Source organism: Ideonella azotifigens (genome assembly GCF_006519715.1).
GTDB classification, from domain to species: Bacteria; Pseudomonadota; Gammaproteobacteria; order Burkholderiales; family Burkholderiaceae_C; genus Ideonella; species Ideonella azotifigens.
Map to the genome: position 1 here is coordinate 1 of NZ_VIDT01000382.1, position 5,416 is coordinate 5,416.

The following is a 5,416-nucleotide window of genomic DNA, read 5'->3' on the forward strand; positions in this document are numbered from 1 at the left end:
ATTGAGCCCGAGCATCCGAGGCGTGCAAAGAGGCGCCGGGCCCGGCGCGCGCCGCTGGCCGCGTGTTAGGGTGAGGGTTGATCCGCCGCGCATGGGGCGCAGCCGCCTTTCCGCATGAGCTTGTTGATTTCGCTGGGCTTCGACGACCGCATCGAGGCCGACTCCTACGAGGCCGGCCCGCTGAGCTGCCTGAACGCCGCCGCGCTGTGGCGCGAGCAGGTGCTGCAAGGCAAGGCGCTCGAAACCCGGCTGGAAGCGGGCATGGACGCGCTGATGCGCGCCAGCCCAGCGGCCGAGCCACCGCGTGCGCTGATGTCCAACGAGCCCTTGCAGCAGGACCTGCGCGCTGCACTGGCGCGTGGCACGGCCGCCGAGCCGGCCTTGCAGCATTGGCTGCAGGACCTGGTGGTGCTCTACACCCACATCGTGCGAAAGCGCCAGTTGCGCACCGAGGCTTTTTTCGAAGTGCCCATGCCGGCGACCGAGCGCTGGGAACCGCGCTTCTACGCCCGCTACGGCAATGTCGAGCTTCGCGTGATCCAGAACTGGATCGAGCGCCAGCCCGAACTGCGCGAGGCATTGCAAACCGTGCAGGCCGGGCTGGACGACGCGAACAGCATGTACGCGCCGCGCAAGCTGGGCCGTTGGCTGAGCGCCGATGACCTGGCCTTCAACCTGCGCGCCCTGATGACCAACGCCGGCTTCTACGCCGACCTGGACCAGCCCTGGCGCTCGCTGGCGCCGTGGTGCGAGACCTACCTGGCCGCACTCGGCGGGGCCGATCACCTGTTCCCCTATCCCGGCGCGTACCCAAACTTCTGGCCGGTGCAGGCCCACCTCTGGCAGCGCGATGGCCGCGTCGCCGGCCCGGTGCGCTTTCCTGCGCCGGACCGCTTCTACGCCATGCTGGCTGGCCGCAAGCTGCTGTTTGTCACGCCCTTTGCTGACGAGATCGCCGGCCTGCGGGACAGCGGCAGGCTGTTTGGCCTCTACAAGGACCTGCCCATCCCCGACTTCGCGCTGCAGACGCTGCCGGCGCCGATGTCGGTCTACCCGCAGCGCCCGGATGCCGGCTGGCACGACAGCTTCGAGCGCCTGAAGCAGCAGGTGGATGAGGCCTTTGCCCGCCACGAGTTCGACCTCTTCTTTGCGTCCTGCGGCTGCTATGGCCTGCCGCTGACCCACCATGTGCATCGCACACACGGCTGCGCGGCGGTCTACTACGGCAACCACCTCAACACCTTGCTGGGCGTGCGACAGAAGTGCAATGACGGTTTCCTGCCCGAGCGGCGGCTGGACGCCAACTGGGCCGTGAGCCGGCTGGGCGAGATGGAGAACCTGGCGCGCATCGACGGAGGCCGTTATGCCTGATGCCGAGCTGAAGATTGCCGTCGTCGGCAACTGCCAGGCCAGGCCGCTGGCCCAGTACCTGGGGCAGCTGAGCAGCCGGGTCACGGTGCACAGCGTGGCCGTGGTGCACTTGCTGAAAGATGCCGACGAGTCGGTCTACACGCCCGAGTTCGAGGCTGCGGACCTGATCCTGGCGCAGCAGGTGGCCGACGGCTACCCCTGCGGGTTCGTCACCACCAGCGCCTTGCAGGCCAGGTACGGGGGCAAGCTGCGCAGCTGGATCAACCTCTATTACGCCGGCTACAACCCGGAGCTGACCTACATCCGCCCCAGCACCGGCGGTGCGCTGCATGGTCCGCTGGGGGACTACCACCACCGGTTCATCTTCGAGGGCTGGAAGTCCGGGCAGTCGGTGGCCGAATGCGAGCAGCGATGCCTGGACGTGGCGCTGCACGGCAAGCGCTTTGCCGACGCCGCCGAGGCCCCATGGCCGGAGCTGGAGCGGCGCGAAGCCACGGCAGACGTGAAGATCCTGGACTACCTGCGCGAGCACGTGCTGCGCAGCCGGCTGTTCCACACGATGAACCATCCCACGCGGCAACTGCTGCTGGAACTGGCGACCCGGGTGCTGAAACTGGAAGGCCTGGCGGTGGATGGTGTCGGGCCTGGCGCAGCCGAGCCGCTGGGCCAGTTCCGCCTGCCGGTGAATCCGTTTGTGCGCGCCAGCCAGGCGCCCGGATTCGATGGACCCGACCACTACCGTGGCCTGGCTGTCCAGGAAGAAGGCGGGCGCATCATCGGCTTCAAAGGGCCACACGAGTACGCGCTGGCAGCGCTGATCGAAGGCTTCTACCGCCTCTACGACCAGCGCGCCGAGGTGCTGAAGAACGCCCGCATCCGCTGAAGCGGACGTCGGCGCGGCACCGTGAAGTTCAGCCCAGGAAGCCCAGCGTGCGGTCCGCTGCGGACCAGTTGCCCAGGCGCGGCAGCATGTCCAGCAACTGGGCGTCGCTCAGGCCCAGCCAGCGGCCCATGGTGGCGGCGTAGCGCTCCACCGGCATCGAGGGCAGCAGGGCGCCCTGGCTGAGTTGGTCCGGGCTGTCGAACACGCCGTTGCCGCTGGACTTGCCGTAGACCGGCAGCGTGCCGTAGACATCGCCACCGCGCACCGCGCCGCCCATCACGAAGTGATGCGCGCCCCAGCCGTGGTCCACGCCGTCGCCGTTGCTGCTCAGGTTGCGGCCGAAGTCGCTGGCAGTGAAGGTGGTCACGCCGTCGTCCACGCCCATGGCTTGCAGCGCCTTGTCGAAATAGCCCAGGCCGTGCGAGAGGCGGGCCAGCGCAAGCGCGTGGCGGTCGGGCTGGGTGTCGTGGGTGTCGAAGCCGCCGATGCCGACAAAGAAGACCTGGCGCGAGACGCCCAGCGTCTGCCGCGCGGCGATCATGCGGGCCACGGCCTGCAGCTGCTGCGCCAGCGGGTTCACGGCCATCGCGCCGGTGCTGGGGTTGGCATGCATCAGCAGCGCGTCGGTGGCCTGGTTGGTGCCGCTGCCCCAGGGGCCGGCGTCCATCGCCGGCAGGGCGTTGCGCAGCGTGCCTTCGGCGGTGGCCGAGCGGCCCACGACCGCGGCATATTCGCGCTCCAGCACCGAGTTGTTGCGGCTGCTGCTCATCAGCGACACCAGTTTCTGTTGCACCGTGGTCGAGCCGAAGGCGGCGCCCGAGCTGCTGCCGATGCGGATCGCGCCGCCCTGCGAGAGCTGGTAGGCGCGGGCCTGCTGGCCGGCCAGCCACACGGCGTTGCCGTAGATGGACGTGGCGGTGAACATCGAGTTGCCGTTGCCGCTCAGCAGCTGGTCGGCCATGCGGCCGCCCCAGCCGGCGGTGGCGCCTTCGGTGGCCAGCGACTGCCAGGTGCTTTGCTGGTCGTTGTGCGAGAACAGCTTGACCGGCTTCTGGCCGGTGCCGGCCATGTACTGGGCCTTGGTCAGCGGTGCGACCAGCGGGCCGACATTGGCGACCACGCCGGCACGGCCCTTGTTGAACAGCGCGGCCACTTCGGTCATCGCCGGGTGCAGCGCCAGCGTGCGGCCTTGCGCATGCACCGGGTTGATGGGCAGCACACCGCCCAGGCGGGTGTGCACGGCGGTGCTGGTCGGGTCGGCCGGCGTGCCGGCGGCGCCCAGCACCAGTGCGTTGTTGGACGCGCTTCGCGCGGCGGCGTAATTGGCCCAGGAGGCGCTGTCGGTCGCCAGCACGGTGTTGTAGGCGTCGTTGCCGCCGTACAGGAAGACGCAGACCAGCGCGCGGTAGCTGCTGCCGACGGCGGCGCTGGCCTGGCTCATCGCGGCCAGGTTCAGGCCCAGGCCGCCAGCGGTGGAGCCGGCCAGGCCCATGGCGCCAAAGCGCTTGAGCAGTTCGCGGCGGGTGGTGCGGGGCAGGGCGTCCAGCGGGGATTTGGCGGAAGACGAGGACATGATGCGGCTCACTTCTGGACGATGAATTCGGGACTGGTCACGGCCAGCAGCAGCGCAGCGCGCACCCGGTTGAGCTTGGCGGCCGCCACCTTGTCGGCATTGCTGGCGGTGGCCTTGGGAATGGCAATCGAGTTGATCGCCTCGGTCATGCCGGTGATCAGTGCGGCCGGCGGCGTGCCGGTGATCAGCCGGTCGCAGACCTTGCGGGCCAGCGTGTCGGCGTTGGCGGCCAGCGCCACGTCGGCGCTGTAGTCGGTCTGCACGTCCAGGCCGGTGGTCGTGCCGACGGTTACCTTCACGCCGGCGCCGTTGGCCAGGATGTTCATCATCGCGGTGGCATAGCCGGCCACGCTGGTTTCGGTCGTGGCCTGCATTTCCGGCAGCGTCAGGCTGCGCTGGGCTGCTTCGCCGCCTGGCGGCACATAGCCTGGCCGGTAGAAGTTGAAGACAGAAGGCGCCTGCAGCGGCACCTGGCCGATGGTCGCGGCCGGATCGTCCCAGGCGCCGGTCTGCATCAGGCCGCTCAAGGACCTGGTCGGGTAGGCGCGCAGCAGCGCCGTCAGGCGCAGCACCGGCTCGCGCAGCTTGCCGTAGGCGTCGCCGCCAGCCAGCGTGACGGAGCGGGCTTCGTCGTCGATCAGGATGGCGCGCACGACGGCCTTCAGGTCGCCGCGCACGCCAGCGCCGTTGTTCGTGAAGACCTTGGCCACGCGCTGCACGTAGGCGGTGCTGGGGTGGCTGGTGACCAGGCGCTGGATCAGCTGGCGGCCGATGAACGGTGCCACGTTGGGATGGTTGAACAGCGTGTCCAGTGCGGCCTTGCGGTCGGCGGCCATGTCAGGCGTGGCCTGCGCGGCAATGACGCTGCCCAGGATGCGCTTCTCAACCGTCGAGTGCTGGCTGGCGTAGGCCTGCATCGGCAGGATCAGCCGGTTGGGCGACAGCGTGACGCCGGAGGCATAAGGGCCGAAGGCGTTCGGATCGGTGGCGGCCCAGTTGTAGCCGGTGAACACGGCCGACATGCCGAGGATGTCGTCGGTGTTGTAGGTCTCGATGGCGCGGCCGTTGGCGTCCAGCTTGGGCGTGCCGTCCAGGTTCAGCTGCAGCAGGCCGATGGAGAATAGCTGCATCAGTTCGCGGCCGAAGTTCTGGTCCGGCGTGCTGCCGGTCTTGGCGTTGGCTTTCTGGCTGCCAAGGTGCGACAGGTACAGGCCCATCGCGGGGTGCAGGGCGACGTCGTCCAGCAGCGTGCGGAAGTTGCCCAGCGCGTCCCGGTTGAGCATGTCCAGCCAGCTGGCCACGGCCTGCGAACGGCCGGCGCTCAGCTCCTGCATCGAGACGACGAAGATCTCCGACAGTGCAAACGCCACGCGCTGGCGCAGCTGGTCGTCGTTCTTCAGCGCGGCCGTGTAGAAGGACGCGGCAATGGTCGGGTTGCTGGCGGTGCTCTTGGCGTTGGCGGCCTGGATGCTGGTGTTGTCGCTGGCCCAGCGCGTGGTGTGGGCGGCGCGCACCGGCTTGGCCAGCTGCTCGTCCAGCCAGGCGGCCTGGCCAATGCTCATCGCGCGGCTGAGGTCGGCGTCGGTCGG

The 5,416-nt window shown here is 69.1% G+C and carries 4 protein-coding genes; 2 read left to right on the plus strand and 2 right to left on the minus strand.

Annotation, left to right across the window (positions count from 1 at the left end):
* The first annotated feature begins 114 nt into the window (after positions 1-114).
* Together FKP22_RS19915 and FKP22_RS19920 are read left to right on the plus strand one after the other, a co-directional pair.
* Positions 115-1,371: a hypothetical protein gene (locus FKP22_RS19915; RefSeq protein WP_141289442.1), complete on the plus strand. Its 1,257-nt coding sequence runs from the start codon at positions 115-117 to the stop codon at positions 1,369-1,371.
* The gene (locus FKP22_RS19920; RefSeq protein WP_141289443.1) at positions 1,364-2,254 is read left to right on the plus strand and encodes a WcbI family polysaccharide biosynthesis putative acetyltransferase; all 891 of its coding nucleotides are present in this window, start codon (positions 1,364-1,366) and stop codon (positions 2,252-2,254) included. Before FKP22_RS19915 ends, FKP22_RS19920 begins: the two co-directional genes overlap by 8 nt.
* A gap of 28 nt (positions 2,255-2,282) precedes the next feature.
* Here FKP22_RS19920 and FKP22_RS19925 read toward each other — a convergent pair whose 3' ends face one another.
* Positions 2,283-3,827, minus strand: coding sequence for a DUF1501 domain-containing protein (locus FKP22_RS19925; protein ID WP_141289444.1), 1,545 nt, complete (start codon positions 3,825-3,827; stop codon positions 2,283-2,285).
* Between the two features lie 8 nt (positions 3,828-3,835).
* On the minus strand, positions 3,836-5,416 hold a 1,581-nt coding region (locus FKP22_RS19930), incomplete at its 5' end, for a DUF1800 domain-containing protein (RefSeq protein WP_141289445.1).

What these genes read in the sequence shown, in the direction of transcription:
- FKP22_RS19915 (WP_141289442.1), top strand. Translation starts at nt 115, where the DNA reads ATGAGCTTGTTGATTTCGCTGGGCTTCGACGACCGCATCGAGGCCGAC.
- FKP22_RS19920 (WP_141289443.1), top strand. Translation starts at nt 1,364, where the DNA reads ATGCCTGATGCCGAGCTGAAGATTGCCGTCGTCGGCAACTGCCAGGCC.
- FKP22_RS19925 (WP_141289444.1), bottom strand. Translation starts at nt 3,827, where the DNA reads ATGTCCTCGTCTTCCGCCAAATCCCCGCTGGACGCCCTGCCCCGCACC.